1 protein-coding gene is annotated in these 355 nt (G+C 46.5%); it reads left to right on the plus strand.

Annotation, left to right across the window (positions count from 1 at the left end; translation table 11 throughout):
• On the plus strand, positions 1-355 hold a 355-nt coding region (locus E0485_RS24415), incomplete at both ends, for a DUF11 domain-containing protein (protein ID WP_132420624.1).

Raw genomic sequence — 355 nt, forward strand, 5'->3', positions numbered from 1 at the left:
CTGTGGTTGTCTTATCGGCTACGCAAACAAACATAGCGACTATATCGCACGCTGACCAGTTTGACCCAAATACAGGCAACAATACGTCATCGGAAACTGTAACTCCCCAACAGGCAGATCTCTCCATCACAAATACTGTGAATAACGCAACACCGAATGTAGGAGATACTATAACTATCACCGTCACTGTCGCAAATAATGGACCTAATAGTGCAACAGGTGTGGTTGTAACAGATTTGCTGCCAGCCGGTCTCACATTTGTTTCTGCAACGCCAAGTCAAGGAACCTACAACTCCACAACAGGAGTTTGGGCTGTCGGAACAGTCACAAAAGCTTCGACTGCATCTCTCGAGCT

The organism is Paenibacillus albiflavus, from assembly GCF_004344915.1.
Taxonomy (GTDB): Bacteria; Bacillota; Bacilli; order Paenibacillales; family NBRC-103111; genus Paenibacillus_AM; species Paenibacillus_AM albiflavus.